Genomic DNA, 26,678 nt, shown 5'->3' on the forward strand with positions numbered 1-26,678 from the left:
ACTCAAAACTACTTTTTAGTAATTTGTACGTTACTTTCAAGGCCAATGCCGTTGTCGGTAATGTCTGTGGCAAAATAAACACCGACAGGTTGCTCGCGTAGCGAATCAAGCTCAGCCATTTCTTCATTAGTTAATTGACCCGTTGATGCAATCGTATCAAGTAAAGGTAATAAGATTTTTTGTACGTCGAATGCCATGTTCACAAAGCCATTTTTAGTAACACTTTGCGACTCTAAAGTCTCGGCAATCTGCGCTGACTTATCACCGGTGAAAATCACAATATGATTGCCTTTCAGCGCCATTTTAATATCAAAGTTAAGTGGCACAGGTGATGGAATGTGTTGGTTGATCACTACCGCATCACCATTAGCTGGTAGCTTTATATTAGCAAGCGGCGGTACAAAACCTTGCGCAATTGAATACAAGCCATGGGCATCGGTTGCAGATAGGGTAACGATGGCATCAAGCTTGTCTATTTGTGGGCCATTGTAGTCATCGATAGTAAATGCAGCGTCTTGAACGCTGACACTCATGCCTTGTACGCCATTTGCAAAGCCCGACATCATAGCAAGGCCAGCGGTGCTCACTTCTTGCATTTCATTCTGTAGTGCGACAATTGGCCCACAGTTAAACTCAGCTGATTTAATTGCACCCGTTAATGTGTTGGCTAGCGGCAGGACTTTTGCTACATCAATACCATAGGCAACACTCATCATTTGCCCATCAAGCCCAGTGGTATGTTTTGGTACAAAACCACGCACAGCTTGAAGCGTATTTAGTAAGTCTTGATCTGTGCTTTGCAATACTGCTTTTACGTCAAAGTCGGCGTAGTCGGCGGTAATACGGGTTTTTGTTGTGCCCGATACAGTCGCAGGCCATTTAGCGGCAATAGCTGCAATATCATCTTGACACTCAGGTGTTGAAATCATTGCTAATGCGTTTGATTGCTGGGCTTTATCAAGTAGTTCTTTGAGCATCTGGTGTAAGCGAGAGTCTTCTTTGCCTGTTACAGCATTGGCGATACGTTGATGATCAACAAAGCCAACCGAATTACCATCAAGCGAGAAAGTTTTAATTAGCTCAGGTAGTTTTTTAGTCTCAGCCAGTGATTGAGCCGGTTTTTCTACGCCAAGGGCAATACGTAAATCTTGCTCATTAGAAAGCGCAGTGGTCAGCGTTAAGGTAGCCCAATTGTTGTGAGTTGATGCAATTAGGTTGATGTTATCTAGTCCTTCAAGCTCAATGGCAAAGCGGGTGTAGCTTACGCCTTCAAGGCTTTCTGTTGTATAAGCAATACCGGCTTCATCAGCAGATTGCTTAATACTATTGATAATGCTGCTTTGATCAGCGACCTGAAAACGCACAATCGGCATTAAACCTTGCGCGTACATCATGCCTTTGTAGTCATCACCAAAGCCCCAAATCGATTTAAAGGCGTCGTAAGAGCTCAGTGATTGTTGGTATTTTTCCATCAGTGATGCAAGGAATCGGGCATTCTTATCATCAACGGTTTTAAGCTCAGCAATGATGGGCGTTAAATCGCTAGAGCCTTTCATTGCATCTGGCATAAGCGCAAAGTATTTGCTGTACGGAAACGGCTTAAGTTGACCATAAAAAACCGCCGTATCGGCAGGCACGTAAGCAAGCTCATGTAAATCTACATCAACAGTGGCTTTATTTTGAGAGTACAACAATGCACCTGCAACAATGGCAATCGCGCCCCCAGCAAGAAGCTTATTATTCATAGGATGAATTCCTTTTTCTTTAATTAGTTAAAAAACATACCATGATTATCAGCAACAGTTCTAGGTTTAGATACCTCTTAGAGTGAGATCATTATTTTTGTTTGTTTCAAATTATGTCTGAATTTCATCGCAAATCTTAGTAATAAATAATTGCTCATGTCATTTTGAATCAATAAAAATAACGATAAGGAAAAGGATTTTGCAAGTAAATCAATTTTTTAAAGTAGCAACAACCCTCGTAGCATCGGCTGTATTAGCCGCTTGTAGTTCACAACCTGTTGCGTTGGATCCTGTTATTGGTGATACAGGGCAAGCTTTATCGGCAATTGCACTTAAAAGTGATGTTAAGCACTACGATTTGGTACTTGAGGTATTTCCAGATAACCAACGTATTGAAGGTGTTGCTACAACAGAGTTTAAAGTGCTAGAAGCCACTCAATTTGTAGAATTAAAATTAGATAGCCGCTTTACAATTAATGAAGTGAGCTCAAAAGGGGAGGCCCTTAAATATGAACGAGATGGCGGTGTAATTCGGGTTGACTTAGGTGAACAACAAGCAAAAGACAGCATGGTAAGCATTGCTATAGCCTATCAAGGATTTCCTCATATAGCTAAAAATGCTCCTTGGGATGGCGGTTTTGTATTTTCAAAAACAGAGGAAGGTGAACCTTGGATAGCAACGGCTGTACAAGGTGAAGGCTGCGACTTATTTTGGCCATGTAAAGATCATTTTGCAGACAAAGCAGATAGTATGCGCATTCGTCTAACAGTACCAGAAGGGCTGAGTGCGGTGACTAATGGCGTTTTACAAGAAGTGAAGCCAGTTGATGGTAATAAACAGCAGTTTGATTGGCTGTTATCAGTGCCAGCCAGTGACTATAACATTGCAATTAATATTGGCCCCTATACGCGAATTCAAACCGATTACACCAGTGTTAACGGCGCGACTGTGCCCATCGAATTTTGGGCACTCAAAAAAAACGAGCAAAAAGCACGCGAGCTTATCGAAAATGATTTACGCCAACAGGTTACGTTTTTTGAAAAGATGCTTGGTCCATATCCATGGGGCGGTGAAAAGTTAGGTTTTGTTGAGACGCCACACTTAGGCATGGAACATCAAACAATCAACGCGTATGGTAAAAAATACAAACGCGACCCAAATGGTTATGATTGGTTACTGCAACACGAATTAGCTCATGAATGGTTTGGCAACTTAATGACTCATGAGAAGCTCAATGATGCATGGCTTCATGAAGGGTTTGGTTTTTATATGCAACCAAGTTACAGCCTATATAAGTTTGGTGACGCAGCTTATAACCACAGCATGTATAAGTCGTATTTAGGGCTGAAAAACTGTAAAGCCATTGTGCTTGATGGACAAGTAACATCTGACCAAGCGTTTAACTCTGATATATATGGCAAGGGTGGCTGGACATTACACACTCTTCGCTGGCTAGTTGGTGAAGATATATTTTGGCAAGCAACACGTGAGCTACTTTATGGTGTGAACGACACTAAGCAATTGGCTTATCCAATTTCACCGCGCTATCGAAATACCAACGAGTTTATTAGCATTGTTAATCGTTTAACGGGTAAAGACTATCAATGGTTTTTTAATATGTATCTTAAGCAGGCTGAATTACCTAAACTTGATGTTGTTCAATCAGCTAACAGATTGACACTTAAATGGAACAAGAACTCTTTGCAAGGAAAGCCATTCCCTATGCCAGTTCCGGTGCAAATAAATGGCTCGTTACAAACTTATTCTGTTGAAAGTGGCGAGATTAGCATTGCTTTAAAAGCGGGGGATCATGTGGTGGTCGATCCAAATATGAAGGTGTTTAGGTATTTACCAATTATCGATAAATGTAAAACTGAGCAATAGCGAATAAGCCCGGCATTAATTACTTAATGCTGGGCTTTAAACTCAACATTCTTAGGCTAAATCGGCCGCGCTCGGCAATGAAGCAAATGCACCATAGCGGCTTACTGCAAAAGCACCGGCTTTAGCTGCATAAGCAATGGTTTGTTCAATATTTGCTGGGGTTTGGCAAAACGCTTTAAAGCTTTGTTTGTTTTCACAATGCTGACCAATCTTTGACAGCATACCACCAATAAAGGCATCGCCAGCGGCTGTAGTATCAACCACTTTTGTAGCTGGTGGGCTAACTTGGCCTTTAAAATCTGCGTGGTAAAAGTTGATTGCTTCGCCGCCATTGGTAACCAGCAAGCAGGTTACACCGGCCTTTAAAATGGCATCGATGGTATGTTCAAGTGGCATTGCTTGATGGCTTTTTTGATTTAAAAACTCAAGTTCTTCAAATGAGAGTTTTACGATATCTGCCAAAGATATAACATGCCACATTCTATCGAGTGTATGACGCATACTTGGCCAGAGGTTTTCGCGCAGATTCATATCAAAACTACAAATCGCGCCGGCTTTTTTCGCCTGAGTTAAACCATAAATTGTGGTTTGATAGATGTTGTGCTCAGTCAGGCTGTTGCTGCATACATGCATAATGGCATGATTTGCAAACATTGCATGGTCGAAGTCGTCTACGCTATAAAGTAAATCAGCGGCTGGTGGGCGATAAAAGCTAAAGGAGCGTTCACCACTTTCATCAAGTGATACAAATGCAAGCGCTGTTTTGGCTGCATCAGTAAAGCGGCAATAAGATGTATTAACGCTATGTTGATCTAGCTCACCTTTAATAAAGTGGCCAAACATATCATCGCCTAACATGCCGCAAAAGCTGGTGTTTAGGCCTAGTTTTGCTGCTGCAACAGCCACATTAGCAGGTGCGCCACCTGCGTATTTGGTAAATGACTCTGGTTGTTTACCATCTGATAAAAAGTCGATTAATGCTTCGCCAAAACACACTAAACTCATTATGCATTCCTCAAGGTTAAGGTTTTTAATACTTCGTAGCAGGCACCCATAGTATGGTAGTCAGTTTTGCCTGCTGGCGATTTTTCGTCACTGTAAGGTTGGTTTTGGGCAGATAAAATACGATACCAAGCACCATATTGGTGATCTACCATATGCTGCCAACTGTACAGCCAAATTTTTTCGTACCATTGCCAATAGCTTTCGTCATTTGTGGCATCAGCGAGTAGGGCCGCTGCCGCTAATGACTCGGCCTGCACCCAAAAGTATTTATCGCTATCACAAATTTGTTTATCTGGTGCAAAGCCATAGAAAATGCCACCATGTTGCTGATCCCATGCAATGCTTAGGGTTTCATCAAACAGGCTTTTAGCGCGCGTTACTAACCAAGGTTCGTCAATATGGCGGTGTAAAATAAGTAACAGTTTTGCCCACTCAGTTTGATGACCTGGCTGAAATCCCCAAGGTCTAAATAAATGCTGTGGGTCATCTTTGTTGTAATCTAAATCGATTTGCCAGTTTTTATTGTAATGCTCCCAGACAAACTGTTGGCTGTGTGCGGCTAGTTTTACTGTAAAGGTCTCGGCAAGCTGTTTAGCACGCTTTAAATAACGGGTCTCGTTGGTTGCTTCAAAACACATGAGTAAGGCTTCGCATAAATGCATATTGGCATTTTGGCCTCGGTAGTCATCTGCATGGCTAAAATCGGCATTTTGTTCGTCTAAGTAGGCATTATGCTGGGGTTCAAAGTAGTACTGCTCTAATAAGTCCCATACCTGCGAAATGGTATTTTTACAATCGCTAATGCCTGCTTTTAACGCAACTGCGTTTGCAAGCAATACAAAGGCAAGCCCGTAGCAATGGTTGGTATCGTCTAACACAGTGACTGCGCCGCTCTCATCTTGCTTTATAAGCCAAGCATAACCCCCAGATGCTTGCTTATGCGCATGTTCAAGGTGGGCTAAACCATGTTTAGCAAGGCTTAAATATTCAGGCTCTTTGAACTCGATATACGCCATCGCGTAGTTAAAAACAAAGCGGGTACTCGATACTAAATGACGGGTTTGTTTATCGTAAATTGCGCCATCATTTTTAAAATACTGATAAAACCCAGCTAAGCCATGGGCTGTATGATCAACACAATGAGGATGATAAAAAGCAAGGATGTCTTTTATGTGCTGCTTAAGAAAATCAGGGCTTTTAAAGTCAACTGTGGCCATGGTGTATCAATAAATCTATGTTCGTTTTGCAACTATAGCAGGAAATAAAAATATTGGAACGTTCCTAGTAAATCTTTGTGCTATTTTTGCTTCAATGTGTAGAATCAAAGATAACTTGTTAACGGAGTGAAAACCACGTGAGTGAAATAAATACAAACCAATCGTTTGTCGCCGATGGTTCGCAGCAAAATAAAAACTACCTGCTACCACTGACGGCAATGACAACCCTGTTCTTTTTATGGGGCTTCATTACAGTTTTAAATGACGTTTTAATCCCGCGTTTAAAAGGGGTATTCGATCTAACCTACACAGAGGCAATGCTGGTTCAGTTTTGTTTCTTTGGTGCTTACTTTATCGTTTCGCTACCAGCGGGTATGTTGGTTAAAAAAATGGGCTACAAAAACGGTGTACTTACTGGCTTAGTCGTGGCATCAATCGGCTGTATGTTATTTTACCCAGCGGTTGTTGTGCATGAGTACTGGTTATTCTTAAGTGCATTATTTGTACTTGCGGCCGGTATTACCGTATTACAGGTATCAGCTAACCCGTATGTTGTGGCGTTAGGTCCTGAAAAAACGGCATCGTCACGTTTAAATTTAGCACAAGCACTTAACTCACTAGGCACAACAGTTGGCCCATATGTGGGTGGTATTTTATTCTTCGGTACAGCGGGTACGTTAGCTGCAAACGCAGCAACCGCTGAGTCGGTTAAAGTACCTTACCTTATGCTTGCAGCAGCATTACTGACTATTGCTGTGGTATTTGCCTTCTTTAAATTACCTGTAATTGCAGAGCATACAGAAGAGCAAGACTGTAAAGCGAAAGGCCACAGCCTAGCTGAAGCACCTCATTTAATGATGGGTGTTGTGGGTATCTTCTGTTACGTAGGTGCTGAGGTTTCAATTGGTAGCTTTTTAGTAAATTACTTTGGTGAAGAGCATATTGCTGGCCTTGAAGAGCATGCGGCTGCAAGCCTAATTGCTTACTACTGGGGTGGTGCTATGGTGGGTCGTTTTATTGGCTCTGCTGCACTGCAAAAGATTGCGCCTTCAAAAGCGTTATTCTTTAATGCCATGATGGTTATTGTATTGCTGTTAGTGACTATATTCACTGAAGGTGATGTAGCGCTTTACTCTGTACTTGCGATTGGTTTATTCAATTCAATTATGTTCCCAACTATTTTCTCTGTTGCAATCGAAAGCTTAGGCTCACTAACCAGTAAAGGTTCGGGTTGGTTATGTTTAGCAATCGTTGGTGGTGCCTTAGTACCATTAGTACAAGGTGTGGTTGCAGATACGGTTAGTATTCAGCAAAGCTTCTTTGTACCAGTGATTTGTTATGCATTTATCGCTTGGTATGGCTTAAACGTTGTACGTTTGGCTGATAGCTGGAAGAAACGCATAGCTTAAATAGCTATTTAATAAAAAACCCCGCACTGAGATGCGGGGTTTTTTATGTTTGTAATTCAGTATTATAAACAAAGTTAAATGACAAATAGATTTAATGAATACGTATTCAGAATGTATTTTTCACCTGTTTGTTAGGAACGTTCCAGTACTGTATTTTTAAATTGATCTAATAATTTACTTTAGATGCAGGATTTGCTGCCGTTAACAAAGTAATTGATTTTTATGGAAAGCGTTTATTTTCAATAATGAACGTTTTTTCTAGTTTTAGCTTAAATTTATAAGACAAAGAGCTCTAAATTTGTTAAATATAAATGCGCTAACAACGAAAAAAATAACAAACAGGTTTGTCATGCAAAGCACTCTTAAATTTACCACCAAGGTAACTGTGGCTGCATCACTGGTTTTAGTGATCGTGCTCGGTTTATTCACGATTAACAACTTCATCTCTATGCGCAGCCAAACGCAGGAGCAGCTTTCGCTGGTTCTACAAGAGATTTCTCAGTCAGTGTCGCAAAACATAGCCAACTGGTTGAATGCTAAGTTAGCTATTGTCTCGTCGGTTGCTGACACATATCAACTTGGCGACAGTAAAGAACTGACACTCACACAACTCAACACAGCTGACAAAGCCGGTAACTTCAAAAATACTTATATTGGTATCACTGACGGCACCTTTGTGTTGAACGACCAATCTGTTGTGTTGCCACCCGATTACGACGCTACAACACGTCCATGGTACAAACTGGTTGAGAACAAAACCAATACTGCATTTACAGCCCCTTATATTGATGTAACAACCAATGAACTAACAATTTCGGCTGTAGCACCAATGCAAGCAAACGGCGTATTTAGTGGTGTTGCAGGTGCCGATATCGATATGAAAACCATAACTAAAATCGTCAACGAAATTGACTTTTTAGGTTTCGGTTATGGTTTTTTACTTGATAGTGAAGGGCGAATTTTAAGCCACCCAGAAACTAAATTTAACGATAAAAACATGCGCGACTTATTTGGCAAAAGTTTGTCGTTAAAATCTGAATTTGTAGAAGTACAGGTAGGTGGTTTAGATAAACTTGTTTCGTTCACTAAAATTAAAGGGATTCAAAACGTTGATTGGTATTTAGGAGTGGTGATCAACGAAGAAATTGCTTATTCATCAGTTGCTTCATTTAGAAATATGGCGGCTATCTACATGCTGATGGGTATAGTTGCGATTGTATTAATGATGCAGTTTTTACTTCGCTATTTAATGCGTCCAATGCAGCGCTTAAACGATGCAATTAAAGATATTGCAGAGGGTGAGGGCGATTTAACCCGCCGCCTTGAGGTTGAAAACAATGATGAGTTTGGCGAGCTAAGCCATTACTTTAATGCGTTTATCGAAAAAATTCATACATCAATTGAGCAAGTTAAAAATACCACCGTTGAACTTGAACGCCTAGTTGAGAGTTTAGTTAATCAAACTCAAGGCACCCTCGATATGTATGCAGACCAAACAAAACGCACTGATAACGTTGCCACCGCAATCAATGAGCTAACATCGAGTGCGGTAGAAATCTCAAATAGTGCTAGTAATGCATCAACGTTAGCAACCAGTGCTAATAGCCAATCTTTACAAAGCCAATCTGCCTTGGCTGATAACTTAGAGGCTATTAATGCTTTGTCTCGTAATATGGAGCAGGCACAAAAAACAATTAATAGTTTAGATGCACACACAGTAAGCATCGGCCAAGTTCTCGAAGTGATAAAAGGTGTTAGTGAACAAACTAACTTACTAGCGCTTAATGCTGCAATTGAGGCGGCCCGTGCAGGTGAAGCGGGTCGTGGTTTTGCGGTTGTTGCTGACGAAGTGCGTCAACTAGCCCATCGTACACAACAATCAACTCAAGAAATCGAAGACACTATTTCTCAGTTACAACAAGGCTCAGCCTCGGCGGTAGAGGTAATGACTGCCAGTATTCGCGATAGCGAAAAGAGTGTCGAGCAGGCACGTATTGCCGGCGATAAAATGGCTGAAGTCACACGAGCTATTGAATCAATTGACGACGTAAATCACAGTGTTGCCAATGCTACGACTGAGCAAAACCACGTGATCCAGAGCTTAGACAGTGACATTCATTCGATTAGCGAACTATCTAATCAAGGTCAAAGTAACCTTAATAATACACTTAATGAATGCACTAAGTTAAAAGCACAGTTTTATGAATTAGAAAAACTTGTTTTGAAATTTAAAGTTTAATTTTATACCGAGCATTTACAATTGGAACAAAACTGGCTTAGTGCCATCACCATAAACAGTGTCGACACGGCGGATAAACAACGCCGTGCTTTCACGTTATTTACTATGGCATTTTTTGCCATCGTATTGATCACTTCGTTAGTGTTGTCTAACTACCATATTTACGCAGTGCAATTGACAGTGATGTTATTGGTAAGTGATATAACCATTGTTTTGTGTATGTTGTATTACTTCCGTACTGGTGCGCTGGTTTTAGTAACCAGTATCATTTTGTCAATTATTTTGTTGTTATGCATGTCTTTGGTTTATACCGGTGGCAAAGAAAATACGGCACTGTATTGGTTGATGTTTTACCCTATTGTCAGCTATGTCACATTAGGCTTAAGAACGGGCAGTATTCTTGTCGGTAGCATGTACTTAAGTGCATTGGTTTTATTACTCGGGCCAGATATTGGTCAAGCTAAATACGGGCCAGTCGAAATGTCGCGTTTTTTAGCTTCTTTTACCATGGTGATTTTGTTTTCTGCAATTAGTGAATACTTCAGACAAAAAAGCCATCAAAAGATTGCTGATATCACTTTAATTGAAAAGCGCGATGCCTTGACCGATCCCCTTACAGGCCTTGCGAATCGTCGTTATATTTATGAACATATTCAGCCTCGCCTTGAAGCTGAAGCGGCAAACTACTTACCCATGTCGGTATTATTGATTGATTTGGATAACTTTAAATCTCTCAACGATAGTTATGGCCATGACTTTGGTGATCAGGTTTTGATAGCGTTTACTGCTATGTTGCACGATAAATTGCGTGGCACAGATATAAAAGCACGCTATGGCGGCGAAGAGTTCATCATTTTATTGCCTAAGGCTGGGATTCAGATTGCCCATGCGGTAGCCGAAAAGTTACGTGCTTATGTTGCGCAAAAGCAAATCCCTTATGATGTTGGGCAGTCTGTTACCATTACTTGCAGCATTGGTATTGCTAGCCTAGAACGGGGTAGCCAGTTTAGTAAAACAATTAAGCAAGCTGATGACAACCTCTATAAAGCGAAAGCAAAAGGGCGTAACTTAGTAGTGTCGGAATTGAGTGAGATAAGCTAAATGGCAAAGCTAATTTATGTTTACGACCCCATGTGTAGTTGGTGTTGGGGCTATAGAGAAACTTGGTTAAAACTCCAAGCAGCCCTTGGTGGTAAACTTGCTATTGAATATAAAGTGGGTGGCCTTGCTCCCGATTCAGATGAGCCAATGCCAAAAGATATGCAGCAGTTTTTACAGCAAACATGGAAGCGTATAGAGCAGCAACTTGGCACACCGTTTAATCATGAGTTTTGGCGTACCGCGCAACCACGTCGCTCTACTTACCCAGCATGCCGCGCAGTACTTGTTGCAAGGCAGCACAATAAAGAGCACGAGATGCTCTATGCCATTCAAAAAGCCTACTACTTAAATGCACAAAATCCATCGGACATCAGCACCCTTGCAAGCCTTGCAGAGCAAATTGGGTTAGAAAAAAATGCATTCATTAAAGAAATTGAAAGTGAAAAAATAAATTCATTGCTTATGGCCGAAATAAACCAAGCCAGAAGCTTACCCATTCAAGGCTTTCCGTCTTTAGTCCTTGAAAATAAAGGCCTATACGCTGCTATACCTGTTAATTATCAAGACTGGCAAAGCACTTACCAGCAATTAATTGATACTATTTAATCTCGTTTTTTGCATTGATGTTCTTCTGAGAGCGAAAGTTTTTATCTCTTAAAAATTGATTATCTCAAATATAATTATTGTTTTATATTTTTTGCATTTGGCTTATTTTTGATCAGCTATTGCAAGTCGGGCTCATTTGAGCCAATATTGTAAGCTCATATGGTCTATTTTTTTTGGGAGCTGTTATGGCAAATGCTGAATTAAAAAGTTTTAAACCGAGTCGCGATAACAAATCTAGTTTTTGGATTGCTCTAGGCATTGAAGACGCCAAAACAGCTCGTATGGATGCGGTACACCAAGGATTTAAACCTAAGGTATATCGCAATATTATCGAAAAAACAAAGTTGTCTCAGAACGAGTTTCATAGTGTTACTCATATACCAGTGAGCACTATTAAGCGCCGACTCAAAAACGGAGAACGCTTTAACACCCAGGAAAGTGACGCGATTTATAGGCTAGCAATGCTTATTAAGTTAGCTACTGAATTATTTAATGATGAGAAACGTGCATTAGAATGGATGCGTGAAAGTGTCTATGGGTTAGGAGGCAAAAGGCCGTTAGATATGGTGTCTACAACTGTAGACTTTGAAATTGTAAAAGATCTTATCGGTAGAGTTGAGCACGGTGTATTTTCATAATGAAAATGTACCGTTTAATACAAAAAAAATTTGCAGATACACCTTTTAGTCCTGCTGGAGCAAAGTTATTTGGTGGTAGATGGAACTCAAAAGGAACTGAAGCATTGTATTTCGCTGAATCAGAATCCCTTTGTTCATTAGAAGTCTTTGTTCATGTAAACAATGATCCAAATATTGTCGATAAATATGATCTTTACCGAATTGAAATTCCAGACGAATTTATAGCAAAACTTGATAAAGAAGACTTACCTAACACGTGGAGAAATATACCAGTTAGTGAGGAGACACAGGAAATTGGAGATGAATTTCTGAATGTGTCACAGCCCCAATTTGCGGCACTCCAGGTGCCATCTATAATCTCTCCTAGAGATAACAACTATGTTGTAAATCCAAACCATCCCGCAATGAAAGAAAGTTTTAAAAATTTTGAAAAGCTTGAGTTTGAGTTCGATCCACGAATTTTTAAATAGCCTTTATTATTAACGAAAATTTTATTGAGCAAGTTTATATCTGCGCCTGGCTAACGCTTTATAACTTCACTGTATCAATTTGATTTAAGCTTTGAATTTCATTCAGACTGTTGAGACCAATGGCTAATGATTGAGCTGATCTGATTTTGCGCTAAAGAAAACGTTGAAGAATGATTGCCATTTTCAATTTTTAATAAACTTATCCTATTACGCGTAACAACATCTTCAATTTGATTTAATGGCGTGATGCTATCTTGACTCCCTTGAACTATTAATATATTTGCCGTTTTTTGTTTCTGTAGTAAGTCTTCAATAATGTAGTTATGTGGTAATAACAGCTTAATCGGTAAAATCTGATAGGGGTATAAATACCATTTATTCTGAAGTTTAGTTTCTATTGCTCTATCAAGGGAGAGAGCTACGCTTTCAAGAATTATTCCTTGAGAATTTACATTCACCGAAACATTTGCAGCTAACATCGCACCTAAAGAGCGGCCATAAAAAAAGGTTTTTGAACAGTCACTATCTTTTTTAGTTTTATTTATAAGCTGAACGACTAAGTCATTAAAAGCTTCCAAGTTTGTAACTTTACCTGAAGCACCATCTTGAGATGGATAAGAAAGGATAATTGTATTAAAAGTTTTAAATTTGGTGTTATTTGCTATTTCTCTCTCATATCTAGTTATGCCACCATGTTGGCCAGGAAAGAAAAAAAGGCAAGGAGTTCCTTTCATACCGTATGATCGTGCAATGATTTCTAAACCATTTTCTTGAATTGTATATTTTTCGACTTCGAATGTGGGTTGCTCAAGCTCTATGGTTGGGAAAAGAAAAAATGGAATCGCGAAGCGTAATAAAGCCGCCCCAATTGCAAAATAGGCTGAAATTAAAAAAATGGTGACTTTCATATGCTCATCCATAAAACTGACTTATTTACCATGAGAAAAATATGTGCATCTAAATATTTTTCGGGCTCCAAGTGCTGCTAAGTTAGTATCAGAGTCATTAACTAATTGCTAGAAAAAAACGTATTCATTAACGAAATAGAAAGTGAAAAAATAAATTCGTTACTTATGGCCGAAATAAACCAAGCCAGAAGCTTTCCTATTCAAGGTTTTCCATCTTTAGTCCTTGAAAATAAAGGACTCTACATTGCTATTCCTGTTAATTACCAAGACTGGCAAAACAATTATCAGCAAATTATAGACGTTATTTAATTTGGTTGCTGGTTAAGCCTATTGAATTAAAAAGTTTTAAGCCAAACGTGATAATTAACCTCGTTTTGGCTTTGTAACGAGCCCGAAGATGAAAATAGCTCAAATAAAGATCATATATCAGGGAGTTAGGCCAAATGTATATGCTCAAAATTAAAAATCAATTCAATCTCATCATCTAGTCTTCTTCCTGTTGGAGCAAATCCAAGCTTTTGATAAATTGAAAGTGCATTACCATCTTCTTTATCCATTGTGGTTAGTGACACACCTTGCAAACCTACGAGTGAGGCGTATTGCTTACTAAAATTAATTGCTTGTTTTCCCAGCCCAAGACCTTGAAAATTATAGTCAACCATAACGCGCCACAAGTAGAGATAATCTTTTTGAAAATGTTCATCGAAATCTTCGAGTATTCTTGGATCGATTAAAGATATTAATCCAGCAGGTTTATTATCTACATAAATGCCATAACTGATACTATCTTCGTTGAAAATAGCCTGAATAATCCACTCGGCATTGTTGTCGATAAGATGCTTTTGAGATTCTTTAACTTTGAGGTTGATAACTTGATCTGCAATATTACCGTTTAATTTTAAGAAGCTGACTTTACCCATACTGTTTATCTCAGATATATTTTGAGTTGTAATATATCAAAGAAACTTTTTAGTATTCTACTTTGTTAGTATTTTACCTTTCTTTAGGGTAACAAACCGAACCCAAAGCTAAAAATTGAAAATTAATAAGGACACAATTCTGCAACTTTTGCCTTATTCTTGCCCAATATAAACTAATTGTTACAGCTGTCATATTTTTGTATTTTTTGCGCAACATGCTTGTCATTTTTCATCGTTATCCTTTCGCACAGTAAAACAACCCAACTAGCAAATTAAGCTAACTTAACGAGTAAAGGTGTATGCGATGAAAGGCGTTAAACCACTGATTTTAGCAGGTATTGTAGCGGCATCTGCAGCAGTACATGCAAACGATCTAGATAAAGTAATTGATAAAAGCAGCGAGATAAACAAATCTGCTGCGCAATCACAAACTAAAATCGACAAGATTGCAGATTCAATGCAAGGTCGTTTACAACAATTCAAAGCCCTTAATAAAGAAATTGACGGCTTAACTGTTTATAACGCGCAACTTACTAAGCAATTAAACAACCAAATTGCTGAAATGGACGCGTTAAACGAGTCAATGGATCAGGTATCGGTTATCGAGCGTCAAATCACGCCGTTAATGATGCGTATGATCACAGGTCTTGAGCAATTTGTTGCACTAGACGTACCTTTCTTAACTGAAGAGCGTAGCAAGCGTATTGCATCATTAAAAGAAATGATGGACCGCGCAGACATCACTTCAAGTGAAAAATTCCGCCGCTTACTTGAAGCTTACCAAGTAGAAGTTGATTACGGTCGCACTATCGAAGCGTACACATCATTACTGAATGTAGATGGCCAAGAGCGCGAAGTGGATTTCTTACGCATCGGTCGTTTAGAACTTATTTATTTAACACGCGACGGCAAAAAAGCAGGTAGCTGGGATAAAGAAACAAAATCGTTTGTTGAATTACCAGATTCTGCAATCAGCCAAATCAACAAAGGTTTACGCATTGCACGTAAGCAACTTGCCCCAGATATGTTAACACTGCCAGTCCACGCTGCTGAATAAGAGGTTTGAGATGAAATTATTAACGAAAATGACAAAAATGGCCGTGTTTGCAGCTGGCCTTGGTTTTGCTGGTAGCAGCCTAGCGGCTGAGCCAATGGATTTAGACTCATTACTAAAAACATTAGAGCAAGGTAAAGCACAACAAAGCGCTGAGAATAAGCAACGTGAACAAGAGTTCATGGCGCGTCAAAACGAACAAGTACAAATGCTTAAAGATACACAAGCAAAACGTACTGCAATGCTTAACGAGTCTGAGCGTTTAGAAACTCAGTTTGAAGAAAACGAAGTAAAGCTAGCTAACTTAACAGACACACTTTCAAACCGTATGGGTTCACTTAAAGAGCTATTCGGTGTGTTACAACAAGTAGCAGGCGATTCAAGCAACAAATTCATGACGTCAGTTGTTTCTGCTGAGCTTCCAGGTCGTAGTAACTTTATGGATGAGCTGGCACAAAAAATGGGTTCAACGTCAAAGCTTGCTTCTATCGATGATATCGAAAAAGTATGGTTTGAATTACAACGCGAAATGACTGAACAAGGTAAAGTATCTCGCTTTACAACAGATGTTATCGTTGAAGGTGGCAGCAAAGCACAAAAAGAAGTGGTGCGTGTTGGTGCATTTAACTTAATCGCAGATGGTAAATACCTAGAGTACACACCGGCTACAAATACAATCAGCCAGCTTACGCGTCAGCCAAGCAGCCGTTACACCGCAACTGCAGCTGACTTACAACAAGCAAAATCAGGCGTTGTACCGTTCGCACTTGACCCAACAGGTGGTTCAATTTTAGGTCTTTTAGTACAAGCACCAGATACTGAAGAGCAAGTTCACCAAGGTGGTACAGTTGGTTACATCATTTTAGGTGTTGGCTTAATCGCTTTACTAATTGCACTTGAGCGTTTTGTATCTCTGATGATTATGGGTAGCAAAATCCGTCGTCAGCTTAAAGACACAGTGGCACGTGATGACAACCCACTTGGTCGTGTAATGAAAGTGAAAGATCAGTACCCAGATGTTGCGTACGACACACTTGAGCTTAAATTAAGCGAAGCAATCATTCGTGAAATGCCAAAAATTACCCGTAACCTGACGCTAATTAAGATTATCTCTGTAGTAGCACCATTACTTGGTCTACTAGGTACGGTAACCGGTATGATTAACACCTTCCAAGCAATTACATTGTTCGGTACAGGTGACCCTAAACTAATGGCGGGTGGTATTTCTCAGGCACTTGTAACAACGGTACTTGGTCTGGTTGTGGCTATCCCAACAGTATTCTTATACACACTTCTTAACACGCGTTCTAAAAACATGCTGTTGATTTTACAAGAGCAAAGCGCAGGTATCATCGCAGAGCGAAGCGAGAAAGGAGCATAAATCATGGTGCTATTGATTGATGCAATCAATGCTCTACGTGATTTCCTCGACACAGGTGGCCAAGTTCTCTTGGTCATCGGGGTCCTCATCTTCGCGATGTGGTTATTGATACTTGAGCGTTTTATGTACTTCTTTGGTGGCTTTAAACGCTACAAGAAAGACGTAAAAAGCACTTGGAGCAATAGAGCAGAGCGTAACAGCTGGAACGCAGAGCAAATTCGCCAAGCGATGATTTCACGCGCTGGCATGCAACTAAATAATAACCTTGCGCTAATTAACGTAATGGTTGCGTTATGTCCACTTTTAGGTCTGTTAGGTACCGTAACCGGCATGATCGAAGTATTTGATGTAATGGCAATCACAGGCACAGGCAGTGCACGTTCGATGGCATCAGGGGTGTCTAAAGCCACTATCCCAACAATGGCCGGTATGGTGGGTGCACTTTCAGGGGTTTTCGCATCAACGTTCTTACAACGTCGTGCAAAACGCGAAGTGCAATTACTTGAAGACAACATGGTCTTAGACCACTAAACGAATTTTAGGGTGATGTAAGCATCACCCACTAGGAGACTAACAATGAGAGCGCCACTAGGTAATTTATTTCAAGAAGACGACGCTGAAGAAATCAACATGACGCCAATGCTAGACGTTGTTTTCATCATGCTTATCTTCTTTATCGTAACAGCATCATTCGTAAAAGAAGCCGGTATTGATGTAAACCGCCCTGAAGCGGCAACGGCAGTGAAAAAAGAGCGTGCCAATATCTTAGTTGCTATTTCTGACAAAGGTGAAATTTGGATCAACAAACGCCAAGTAGATGTTCGTGCAGTCCAAGCAAATATCGAGCGCTTAAAAGCAGAAAACCCACAAGGTAGCGTGGTTATTCAAGCTGATAAAAAAGCCACAACCGATGTACTTATCAAAGTAATGGATGCATCGCGAGCTGCAGGCGCATTTGATGTGTCGATTGCTGCGCAAGAAGCATCATAAGGAATGTGAGCAATGCGTTATATAGTTGCATTAATCATCGCGGGTATCGTGACTGTCATGCTGTTTTTAGGCATGCAGGCACTGATCACCGGTGGTGAAGGGGCCATGTCTGAGCCCGTAAAAGGAAACGTACTTGATTTTGTTCGTCTGAAAAAAGAAGAGACAGTGCAAAAGAAAGAACGTAAACCGCAAAAGCCACCAACGCCAAAAGAGCCACCTCCGCCAATGGAATCACCGCAAATGCAAAACAGTGATCCTAACGCGAGCAATGCCAATTTTGACTTTGGTGCCAGTGTTGAAGCCGACGTTAACTTATCCGGTGGTTTAGCGCTTGAATCAAGCGACGGTGAATACCTACCGATTGTAAAAGTAGCGCCTGTTTATCCGCGCCGAGCTTTATCACGTGGAATCGAAGGCTATGTGATTGTTGAGTTTACAGTAACGAAGCAAGGCACAGTACGTGACCCAAAAGTGATTAAAGCTGAACCTGAGTCACTGTTTGACCGCGCTGCGATGGATGCAGCACTTAAATTTAAATATAAACCGCGCGTTGTTAACGGTGAAGCCGTTGAAGTAGCGGGCGTACAGAACAAAATTTCTTTCCAGATTAACGGTTAGAAAAGAGGAATGCGATTATGAAACCTTTAAAAGTTGCCGTGGTTTGCGCGGCTGCTTTCACAAGCAGCCTGGTAATCCCAAGCGTTGTTAGCATGTTACCAGGTGTCACACTGGCAACAGCTTACGCTGAGGAACAAAAAACTAAACGAGTGCCTGCACTGCGTGAAAAAGTGTATAGCCAATTAGCGCGAGCACAAAAGCTGGCTGATGATGGAGATGCAAAAGCAGGGCTAGAAGCACTTGATAGTATTCAAGAGCGCTCTTCAAGCATGAACTCGTATGAAATTGCCATGATGCATAATTTCTACGGTTTTATTTATTACAACGAGAACGACTTAGATAAAGCAATTGCATCGTTTGAAAAAGTAGTAAACGAAGACGCGATCCCAGAAACATTACGTGTAAGTACTACGTTTAGCCTAGCGCAACTTGCCATGGCTAATAGTGATTACGAAAAGGTAATCAAATATTTAGCACAGTGGGATGCGATTAACGACAAGCCTAAAACAGATGCTTATTACGTATTGAAATCACAAGCTTATTATCAGCTTAAAGATTACCAAAAAGGCATTGAAAACATTAACCTTGCTATCGCAGAAGCCGACAGTAAAGGCGAAATGCCAAAAGAAAACTGGTTAATCTTACAGCGTGCTATGTACTACTCACTTAATCAGTCTGACAAAGTGGTCGAGGTACTTGAACGCTTAGTGAAGCTTTATAACAAGCCAGAGTACTGGGTTCAGTTAGGTGGCATGTACGGTGAAACGGGCGCAGAGAAAAAGCAATTAGCGATTTTAGAAGCGGCCTATCAACAAGGTTTCATGAAATCTAAATCAGATTTACGTCAATTATCACAAGTGTATTTATACAACGGCCTGGCTTTTAAAGCTGCGAACGTGATGAGTAAAGCAATGCAAGATGGTGTGGCTGAAAAATCAGCAAAAAACTACGCCTTTGTTGCAGAAGCAATGGTGCAAGCTAAAGAAGACGAAAAGTCGCTGCAATACTTTGCAAAAGCAGCTGATTTAGTAACTCATGGCCAGTACGATCAGCGTATTGCCGAGGTGAGTATCAACCTTGAAAAATACGAAGAAGCAGCGGATGCAGCGCGTAAAGCGCTCGATAAAGGCGGATTAGAGTTTGAATCAAATGTGTATGTTGCCTTAGGTATGGCGCAGTACAATTTACAAAACTTTGATGCCTCGATTTTAGCGTTTGAGCAAGCGGAAAAGCACAAAAAGTCACAGCGTTTAGCTGAGCAATGGATCAAGTATGTGAAGCGTGAAAAAGTGCACGCCGAAACATTACGTACCGCTTTACTCTAAATCGTATTCAACAGGTAAGCGTACAAAAGAACTAATTTATAATCGCAACACCAAAGCTGCCTTCGGGCGGCTTTTTTCCGTTTCTAAAATTAACTAACTTCCTCTTTTTTAAATAATTAATATTGTCATTTTATGTTTATTAAAGTGTAACTAGTTTGTCATACAGCTCCCGTAAGGTAGTCGCAGTTTAAAACTCAAGTGACCCAAAAGCATTAAGTTTCAGTGCTTTTTGGTGACTTGAGTTTATGCGCTAACACAATAATTAAATATCTATCTTAACGGAGTGAACAATGAAATTATCTGACTTATTTAAAGTTAGTCTGGTAGCTGCTGCAGTTTCTTTAGCTGGTTGTGGTGGTGATTTAGTCGTTAAAGAAGGCGACACCACTGTAAATGAAGGCGATAACATCACTAATATCATCGATAACGGTGGTGACAATGGTGATAACAGCGGCGATCAGTCAGGTCGTGATGATTCTCAAAATGCGACTACAGGTTTTCCAACTGACATCGAAAATGCCTTAACACAAGGTTTAGCGACAGATGTTTCTTCAGAATTCCCAACGATCACTGATAAGCCAGTTTACCGTTTGAAAGCAGATACTACTTTTACTGCAGATGTAACGTTAACAAATGACGCTCACTGGATTTTAAATGGTCGCACAGCGGTTGGTAACGATCGTGCAGATAATGCTGTTCTTTACATCCAACAAGGTACTACATTAATTGGCGAATCGGGTGACGACTTCTTAGTTGTTCGTCGTGGTTCACAAATCGAATCGGTAGGTACTGTAAGCCAGCCAATCACAATGACTTCGATTCAAGATGTGACTAATGTTGAAACGTCTATCGGTCAGTGGGGTGGTTTAGTTCTTCTTGGTAATGCTCCAGCAAACTCATGTGGTGACCAACAAGGCGAAGCAACGGCAGACGAACTTGCAAACTGTGGTGTTGCAGCAGAAGGTGATGCAGGCCAGTTCGGTGGTAATGTTGCAGATGATAACTCAGGTACATTGAAATACTTAGTTGTTAAACATGCAGGTAAAACACTGGGTAATGGTGACGAATTAAACGGTATTTCATTTGCAGGTGTTGGTTCTGCAACGACTGTTGATTACATTCAAGTACACGAAAACTTAGATGATGGTATTGAGTTCTTTGGTGGTACAGTAAACGTAAGCAACGTGGTACTTACAAGCATTGGTGATGACTCACTAGATTGGTCATTTGGTTGGACTGGTACTGCGAAAAACGTATACATTCAACAAGCTGCGAACTTAGGTGACAACGCGATTGAAGCGGATAACTCTGAGTTTGATTCAGACGCTACACCACTGACTAACCCTACAATTGAAAACGTAACAATCGTGGGTGCTGAAGGTAACAATGGTATTCGTCTACGTGCAGGTACTGCAGGTATGCTGAAAAACGTTTTCATTACAGGCCCTGCAACGTATGAAAACTGTTTACGTGTTGGTTCTGATTCAGTTCCTCGCGCTGAAGATGGTTCACTCACTATCACTAACTCTATTGTTGCTTGTCAAACACCTGCTAATAACTTCGGTAGTGAAACCATTAATGGCGGTACTGTAAAAGCATGGTTTGAAGGCCAAGATGGTAACCAAACTCTAACACCGGCTGATTTAATGCTAGATGATAATGGTTATATGCCTTTAGCTGGTTCACCATTATTAGCAAATGGTCAAATCGGTGCATTTAGCGCAACAAACAACTGGATGGAAGGTTGGACTGTTGCTATCAATGGTGGCTTCCCAACTGATATCGAAAATGCAATGGCGCAAGGTCTTGCAACAGACGTTTCATCTGAATTCCCACAAATCACTGACAAGCCTGTTTATCGTTTAGCTGAAGATACAACCTTCACAGCAGATGTAACATTAACAAATGACGCACACTGGATCTTAAACGGTCGTACAGCAGTGGGGGGTGACCGTACCGATAGCGCAACATTATATGTTCAAGCAGGTACTACATTAATCGGTGAAACAGGTGATGACTTCTTAGTTGTTCGTCGTGGTTCACAAATCAATGCTAATGGTAATGCAACAGCACCAATTACTATGACATCTATCCAAGATATGACAGGTGCAGAAACAGGCATCGGTCAATGGGGTGGTTTAGTATTACTTGGTAATGCACCGGCTAACTCATGTGGTGACCAACAAGGTGAAACAACAGCGGAGGAGCTTGCAAACTGTGGTGTTGCAGCTGAAGGTGATGCAGGTCAATTTGGTGGTGACGATGCTGAAGACAACTCAGGTGTTGTTCGTTATGTTGTTGTTAAACACGCAGGTAAAACATTAGGTAACGGCGATGAGCTAAATGGTATTTCATTCGCGGGTGTTGGTTCTAAAACAAAAGTTGAATACATCCAAGTTCACCAAAACCTTGACGATGGTATCGAGTTCTTCGGTGGTACTGTAAACGTTCGTAACGTTGTACTAACTGATATTGGTGATGACGCGTTTGACTGGTCATTTGGTTGGACAGGTCGTGCACAAAACGTATATATCCAACAATCATCAGTTGAAGGTGACAATGCAATCGAAGCTGACAACTCAGAATTCGATTCAAACGCTACACCATTAACTAAGCCATTACTTTCTAACGTAACGATTGTTGGTGCTGACGGTAAAAACGGTGTTCGTCTTCGCGCAGGTACAGCGGGTGTTATCCGTAACATGATTATCACAGGCCCAGAAGGTTACAAAAACTGTTTACGTGTAGGTTCTGACTCTGTTGCAAATGCTGAGTCTGGTGAGCTTTCTATCGAAAACTCAGTGGTAGCATGTAGTGCAGAGAATAACTTCGGTACTGAAGCAATTGGTTCTGGTAATGTTCAATCTTGGTTCGAAGGTCAAACTGGTAACCAAACGCTAACTGCAGCGACATTAAACCTTGCTACAGATGGTTTCACACCTAAATCAAGCTCGCCGCTATTAGGTGCAGGTGTTGATGCGTCAGAGCTTGACCCATTCTTCACTAAAACAAGCTACATTGGTGCATTTGACGGTGACAATAACTGGATGGAAGGTTGGACAGTTGCTGTTAACCCTAGCTTCCCTACAGATATCACAAACGCAATGGAACAAGGTCTAGCGACTGATGTTTCAGCAAGCTTCCCACAAATTACCGATAAGCCAGTGTATCAGTTAGCACAAGATGTTGTTTTCACATCTGACGTAACTCTAACTAACGATGCTCACTGGATCCTTAAAGGTCGTACAGCAGTGGGTGGTGACCGCACTGATAGTGCTACTCTTTATGTTCAATTTGGTACAACGCTAATCGGTGAAAGCGGTGATGACTTCTTAGTTGTTCGTCGTGATTCTAAGATTGAAGCGGTAGGTACTGCAACTCAACCAATCGTGATGACATCAATCCAAGATATGACAGGTGCTGAAACGGGCATTGGTCAATGGGGTGGTGTGGTACTTCTTGGTAACGCACCAGCTAACTCTTGTGGTGACCAAGTGGGTGAAACAACAGCCGATGAACTTGCAAACTGTGGTGTTGCTGCAGAAGGTGATGCTGGTCAATTCGGTGGTAACCAACCAGAAGATAACTCAGGTACACTTAAGTATGTTGTTGTAAAACAAGCCGGTAAAACACTTGGTAACGGTGATGAGCTTAACGGTATTTCACTTGCAGGTGTTGGTAGCCAAACTGAACTTGATTATATCCACGTTCACGAAAACCTGGATGACGGTGTTGAGTTCTTCGGTGGTACTGCAAGCATCAGCCACTTAGTACTGACAAACATCGGTGATGACTCGCTAGATTGGTCATTCGGTTGGACTGGTAATGCACAATATGTATTAATCAAGCAGTCTTTATCTGAAGGTGATAATGCAATTGAAGCTGATAACTCAGAATTTGACTCAAATGCATCACCTTTAACTACACCTACTATCTCTAACGTAACTATCATCGGCGCAGATGGTGTAAACGGTATCCGTTTACGTGCTGGTACTGCGGGTATGCTGAAAAACGTAGTAGTAACAGGTGGTGAAGGTTATAAAAACTGCTTACGAGTGGGTGCAGATTCAGCTCCTCGCGCTGAAGATGGTTCACTAACAATCAGCCACTCAGTAGTTGCATGTACAGCAGATAATAACTTCTCAAGCCAAGCAATTGGTACAGGTAATGTTCAATCTTGGTTCGAAGGCCAAGAAGGTAACTCTATCATGGACGCAGCAATGTTAGGCCTAAGCTCTAACGGTTATCAACCAAGTGCTGAATCAGCATTACTTGGTAGCGGTTTCGATGCTTCAAGCCTAAATAGCTTCTTCGACCAAGTAGATTACATCGGTGCAATGGATGCGCAAACAGACTGGACAGCAGGTTGGGTAAAAGTAGGTCTTAACTAAGCCCTTCTAATCCATGGTCGGGGGCAACCCCGGCCAGCTTCTAGTTTTGTTTTCGGAGTATAATAATGAAATCTTTTACCCCCTCTAAACTTGTGCGTTCAAAGATAAACCACGCAGTGCTTGCAGCATTAGTTGGCTTATCAGTCAATACTGCCTATGCAGCGGATGAAGCACAAGAAATTGAAGAAGTGGTTGCTGTAGGACAGCGTTTAAAAGGGAGTGCTGGCGCGGTTCTTCAAGAGCGTCAAAATCAAGCGTTTGTTGCCGATATCATGGGTGCAGAGCAAATCTCTCGTACTGGTGATGGCGATGCTGCATCGGCACTTCGTCGTGTAACAGGTTTGACACTGGTTGATGGCAAGTTCATTTATGTTCGTGGTTTAGGTGAGCGATATTCGAGTACTCAGCTCAATAGTATGTATGTGCCAAGTCCAGATCCAACTCGCTCAGTTGTACCGCTTGACTTATTCCCATCGGATATTATTGAAAGTTTAAGCGTTCAAAAATCGTTTTCACCCGATATGCCTGCGCATTTTGGTGGTGGTAACGTAAATATTAGAACAAAATCAATCCCGACTGATTTTTTGTTTAAAGTCGACATTGGTACTTCTTACAACACCAATAACAGTGATACAGGCTACTTTTATGAAGGTGGCGATGATGACTGGATGGGCCGTGATGATGGTACTCGTGCGTTACCTACTGAAATAATTAATGCCTTTTATGGTGCGGGCCTTGAAGGCGATATCAACACAACACTGGCTGAGCGCCAAGCATTGATGTCGGCTCTTGATTGGAACATTTCGGCAACTGAAAAAGACGTTGATCCTGAAATGAGCTTTTCAGTTTCGCTAGGCGATCGCTTTGAAAGTGAAATGGGTACGTTTGGTGTACTTGCCGCTGTTTCTTACGAAAATGAGTGGGAAGTAGCACAAGAAAAAAGTGGTACTAACCTTGGCAGCTTAGGTTGTGAAGACAAGTGTTTTGCACAGTATTACGATGGCACATCAACGGAACAAAATGTGCGTTGGAGTGGTACATTCAATATTGGTTATGAGTTTAATTCAAACCATAAAATTGAGATGACAAACATTGCACTGCATGACATGCGTGACCGTGTTCGTAATCGTAATTTCTATGATGCCAACGAAACTGAAGAAGGTGTTCGTGACCTTCGTCGCGTTGATGTTGTGTACGAAGAGCGTGAAATGTTCTCTAGCCAATTAAAAGGCACACACAACTTTATCGACTTTAACAACTTGTTTGTTGATTGGTATGCCGGCACAAGCCGTGCAAATCGTGATGCACCAGGTGGTGTAGATGCTGTTTTCCAACGTAACTACGACGATGGTTCGTTTGTTTCTGAGCAATTACAAGATGTTTCAGCTACTAACGTAACCCGTGAATTCCAAGTTCTTCATGATGAAGTTGATACTTGGGGTTGGAACATGGGCATGCCATTTTATGGTGAAGGCTATGAGCTTGAACTAAAAGTGGGTGGCGATTTCTCAGAGAAAACACGTACTGCAAATAATACGACATTTGGTATTACGCACCGTGGTATTGCTGATGATTTTACCTATGGCTCACGTTTAGATGAAATTTTTGCTTACGATAACATCAACAATGATGCTTTTTACGCAAGTTCAACCGGTTCTGGCATTTTTGATGACAGAACAACAGACGGTGATAAATACAGTGCGGCGCATAAGTTAGATGCTTATTACTTTATGGCTGATTATTTCATCAATAATACTTGGCGTATTACTGGTGGGGTTCGCTGGGAAGATTTTGCCCAAGTATCGGTTCCATTTAAGGCTCACAGTAATTTATTTGATGCGACAACAGAAGAGCTAGCTGAAGTAGCAATTAAAGAAGATGATTTCTATCCATCTTTAGCTGTGACTTATATTATGGATGAAGAAATGCAATTTCGTTTAAATTTAAGCGAAACAACCATTCGTCCAGATATGCGTGATGTAAGCTCAACGTTCTTCGTTGATCCATTAACTGAATTCCTAGTTCGTGGTTCACCGACACTGCAAAGTTCAAAACTTAAAAATGCTGATTTCCGTTTTGAATGGTATATGGCATCGGGCAATAACTTATCAGTTGCATTGTTCTACAAAGACATTACGAACCCTATCGAAATGGTAGAGCTTGCAGGTGTAGGTGGTGCTGCGCCACAGCTATTAACTGCAAACGCTGAATCGGGTGAGTTAACGGGTATTGAAGTTGATTTCTTGACTGATTTTAGTTTTATCAGTGCCGATTGGTCGAGTGTGTTCTTGTCGGGTAACGTTACGCTATCTGACTCAACTGTGAAACTAGGTATTGATGATTCTGACGGCGTTGATTCGTTGTTTGAGCAGCAATTAAAAGATGCACTTGATGCCGATACCGTGTCTAACATTGTTACTAACGATGAGCGCCGTTTAGTAGGTCACTCTGAGTGGGTAGCAAACTTACAGATGGGTTATGACTCTGCTGATGGTTTCCACTCGACATCGCTTGTATATAACGTGTTTGGTCCGCGTATTATTGTACCGGGTACTCGCGGTAATGAAGATGCAGAAGAGAAGCCATTCCATTCGCTTGATTTAGTTTACTCTTACTTCCCGAACTTTAACACAAAAGTGAAGTTCAAAATTGAAAACATCCTTGGTCAAGATAAAGAAATTGAGCAAGAAGGTTTATCACTTTGGAAGAAAGAAGAAGGCACTAAGTTTAGCTTAGGCTTCAGCTACGAGTTTTAATTAAACTCCCCAAGGAAGGA

Annotated in this window: 21 protein-coding genes; 16 read left to right on the forward strand and 5 right to left on the reverse strand. The window is 40.8% G+C overall.

The window, feature by feature from the left end; translation table 11 throughout:
- Positions 1-8: 8 nt before the first annotated feature.
- Positions 9-1,745 (reverse strand): hypothetical protein, encoded by a 1,737-nt coding sequence (locus E5N72_RS17705; protein ID WP_135926445.1) that lies wholly within the window; start codon positions 1,743-1,745, stop codon positions 9-11.
- Positions 1,746-1,944: 199 nt separating this feature from the next.
- On the opposite strand from E5N72_RS17705, the gene E5N72_RS17710 reads away from it, so the two are divergent.
- Positions 1,945-3,630 carry a M1 family metallopeptidase gene (locus E5N72_RS17710; protein ID WP_135926446.1) on the forward strand — a complete coding sequence of 562 codons (1,686 nt, stop codon included), beginning with the start codon at positions 1,945-1,947 and terminating at the stop codon, positions 3,628-3,630.
- A gap of 51 nt (positions 3,631-3,681) precedes the next feature.
- Here E5N72_RS17710 and E5N72_RS17715 read toward each other — a convergent pair whose 3' ends face one another.
- Together E5N72_RS17715 and E5N72_RS17720 are read right to left on the reverse strand one after the other, a co-directional pair.
- Positions 3,682-4,635, reverse strand: coding sequence for a carbohydrate kinase (locus tag E5N72_RS17715; protein WP_135926447.1), 954 nt, complete (start codon positions 4,633-4,635; stop codon positions 3,682-3,684).
- Positions 4,635-5,852, reverse strand: a complete 1,218-nt coding sequence (locus E5N72_RS17720) for an AGE family epimerase/isomerase (protein WP_135926448.1) — start codon at positions 5,850-5,852, stop codon at positions 4,635-4,637. Before E5N72_RS17720 ends, E5N72_RS17715 begins: the two co-directional genes overlap by 1 nt.
- A gap of 137 nt (positions 5,853-5,989) precedes the next feature.
- Here E5N72_RS17720 and E5N72_RS17725 point away from each other — a divergent pair, with 137 nt between their 5' ends.
- The 6 genes from E5N72_RS17725 (at position 5,990) to E5N72_RS17750 (ending at position 12,315) form a co-directional block, all read left to right on the forward strand.
- A complete protein-coding gene (locus tag E5N72_RS17725) occupies positions 5,990-7,261 on the forward strand; it encodes a sugar MFS transporter (protein WP_135926449.1) in 1,272 nt (423 codons plus the stop codon).
- A gap of 349 nt (positions 7,262-7,610) precedes the next feature.
- Positions 7,611-9,500 carry a methyl-accepting chemotaxis protein gene (locus E5N72_RS17730; protein WP_135926450.1) on the forward strand — a complete coding sequence of 630 codons (1,890 nt, stop codon included), beginning with the start codon at positions 7,611-7,613 and terminating at the stop codon, positions 9,498-9,500.
- 21 nt (positions 9,501-9,521) lie between these two features.
- A complete protein-coding gene (locus E5N72_RS17735; protein WP_235404231.1) occupies positions 9,522-10,601 on the forward strand; it encodes a GGDEF domain-containing protein in 1,080 nt (359 codons plus the stop codon).
- Positions 10,602-11,207, forward strand: a complete 606-nt coding sequence (locus E5N72_RS17740) for a DsbA family protein (protein ID WP_135926451.1) — start codon at positions 10,602-10,604, stop codon at positions 11,205-11,207.
- 185 nt (positions 11,208-11,392) lie between these two features.
- Entirely contained in the window at positions 11,393-11,845 is a 453-nt protein-coding gene (locus E5N72_RS17745; protein ID WP_135926452.1) for an antitoxin Xre/MbcA/ParS toxin-binding domain-containing protein, read from the forward strand.
- Positions 11,845-12,315 carry an RES family NAD+ phosphorylase gene (locus E5N72_RS17750; protein WP_135926453.1) on the forward strand — a complete coding sequence of 157 codons (471 nt, stop codon included), beginning with the start codon at positions 11,845-11,847 and terminating at the stop codon, positions 12,313-12,315. Before E5N72_RS17745 ends, E5N72_RS17750 begins: the two co-directional genes overlap by 1 nt.
- A 98-nt stretch (positions 12,316-12,413) precedes the next feature.
- Here E5N72_RS17750 and E5N72_RS17755 read toward each other — a convergent pair whose 3' ends face one another.
- Positions 12,414-13,223: a hypothetical protein gene (locus tag E5N72_RS17755; RefSeq protein ID WP_135926454.1), complete on the reverse strand. Its 810-nt coding sequence runs from the start codon at positions 13,221-13,223 to the stop codon at positions 12,414-12,416.
- 105 nt (positions 13,224-13,328) lie between these two features.
- Here E5N72_RS17755 and E5N72_RS17760 point away from each other — a divergent pair, with 105 nt between their 5' ends.
- On the forward strand, positions 13,329-13,532 hold the full coding sequence (locus E5N72_RS17760; protein ID WP_135926455.1) for a hypothetical protein: 204 nt from the start codon (positions 13,329-13,331) through the stop codon (positions 13,530-13,532).
- Between the two features lie 125 nt (positions 13,533-13,657).
- On the opposite strand, the gene E5N72_RS17765 is transcribed toward E5N72_RS17760, so the two are convergent.
- Positions 13,658-14,143, reverse strand: a complete 486-nt coding sequence (locus E5N72_RS17765) for a GNAT family N-acetyltransferase (protein WP_062565606.1) — start codon at positions 14,141-14,143, stop codon at positions 13,658-13,660.
- 304 nt (positions 14,144-14,447) lie between these two features.
- Here E5N72_RS17765 and E5N72_RS17770 point away from each other — a divergent pair, with 304 nt between their 5' ends.
- The 8 genes from E5N72_RS17770 (at position 14,448) to E5N72_RS17805 (ending at position 26,658) form a co-directional block, all read left to right on the forward strand.
- Positions 14,448-15,200, forward strand: a complete 753-nt coding sequence (locus E5N72_RS17770; RefSeq protein ID WP_054552068.1) for a DUF3450 domain-containing protein — start codon at positions 14,448-14,450, stop codon at positions 15,198-15,200.
- Between the two features lie 10 nt (positions 15,201-15,210).
- Complete coding sequence (locus E5N72_RS17775; protein ID WP_135926456.1) at positions 15,211-16,578, forward strand: MotA/TolQ/ExbB proton channel family protein; 1,368 nt, start codon at positions 15,211-15,213, stop codon at positions 16,576-16,578.
- A gap of 3 nt (positions 16,579-16,581) precedes the next feature.
- Positions 16,582-17,109 (forward strand): MotA/TolQ/ExbB proton channel family protein, encoded by a 528-nt coding sequence (locus tag E5N72_RS17780; protein ID WP_054552070.1) that lies wholly within the window; start codon positions 16,582-16,584, stop codon positions 17,107-17,109.
- A gap of 45 nt (positions 17,110-17,154) precedes the next feature.
- Positions 17,155-17,568: a biopolymer transporter ExbD gene (locus E5N72_RS17785; protein ID WP_036971869.1), complete on the forward strand. Its 414-nt coding sequence runs from the start codon at positions 17,155-17,157 to the stop codon at positions 17,566-17,568.
- A 12-nt stretch (positions 17,569-17,580) separates the two neighbouring features.
- Positions 17,581-18,186 (forward strand): energy transducer TonB, encoded by a 606-nt coding sequence (locus E5N72_RS17790; RefSeq protein WP_065979085.1) that lies wholly within the window; start codon positions 17,581-17,583, stop codon positions 18,184-18,186.
- 17 nt (positions 18,187-18,203) lie between these two features.
- Complete coding sequence (locus tag E5N72_RS17795; RefSeq protein WP_135926457.1) at positions 18,204-19,511, forward strand: hypothetical protein; 1,308 nt, start codon at positions 18,204-18,206, stop codon at positions 19,509-19,511.
- 290 nt (positions 19,512-19,801) lie between these two features.
- Positions 19,802-23,902, forward strand: coding sequence for a hypothetical protein (locus E5N72_RS17800; protein WP_135926458.1), 4,101 nt, complete (start codon positions 19,802-19,804; stop codon positions 23,900-23,902).
- A 65-nt stretch (positions 23,903-23,967) separates the two neighbouring features.
- Positions 23,968-26,658, forward strand: coding sequence for a TonB-dependent receptor plug domain-containing protein (locus E5N72_RS17805; protein ID WP_135926459.1), 2,691 nt, complete (start codon positions 23,968-23,970; stop codon positions 26,656-26,658).
- Positions 26,659-26,678 lie beyond the last annotated feature (20 nt).

The organism is Pseudoalteromonas sp. MEBiC 03607, from assembly GCF_004792295.1.
Lineage (GTDB): Bacteria > Pseudomonadota > Gammaproteobacteria > Enterobacterales > Alteromonadaceae > Pseudoalteromonas > Pseudoalteromonas lipolytica_C.